Below are 726 nucleotides of genomic sequence, written 5' to 3'. Positions count from 1 at the left end.
CCCCTAGCCTGCGAGCAATCTCTTCCTTGTGCAGCCCCTCACGCTGCATCCGCATCACGGCGGCACGAGCGCTGTTCGCTTTCTGCCTTTGCATATCGCGCACAACGTCATCCTGTGCAACCCCACCAAGGCGACCTGTACCCAACAGCCTTCCAAGCCTTGCAGCACTTACAGCGATCTGCTCATCAACACTCAGACCAGAACGGCGCGCCTCGACAATTAAAAACACGTCGCTTGGAGCAACGCCGAGCACCTCACAGAGACCAACCAAGGACTCGATCTTTATGACTGCCAGGCCGTTTTCAACCTAACTCAGGTTCGCAACGCTCAGCGCCTCATTGCAATCCGTGAGCGTAAGACCGGCCTGCAACCTAACGTCACGCAGCACCTGCCCCAACACAGCTTCGTACCGCATTTTGTTTGAGCCCAAAAATTGAGCATCAGACCAGCTTTGACGCGACACCTCTTTATCGCCTACGATAAATTGAATGTCGCAAGAGCATACCAGCAAACCCCGTCAATAAATTCCATTTGAAATCATCGGCGCACAGGAGCAGGCGTGATGGCATCAAGCGAAAGCCCTAGCCAACAGAGCCTTAAACAGCTCCTAGCGCAAAGATTCCGATCTGCCTACCTGACGAAATAGCAACTGAAGAGATATTTGAAGCGGAGAAACACGATGGCTGCCCAGGCAGGACATATAGACTTTGAATTCAAGTCCGAAAG

1 protein-coding gene is annotated in these 726 nt (G+C 52.9%); it reads right to left on the bottom strand.

Features of this window, described 5'->3' with window-relative positions:
- Nucleotides 1–253 (bottom strand): hypothetical protein (locus tag ACU8YC_RS25235; protein ID WP_446895993.1); only part of this gene is annotated, 253 nt, incomplete at its 3' end.
- Nucleotides 254–726: the final 473 nt, after the last annotated feature.

This window comes from Citrobacter sp. VF227 (assembly GCF_052950715.1).
Note: the sequence above shows the minus strand (reverse complement) of the source record. Positions and strands in the feature narration are given on the sequence as shown.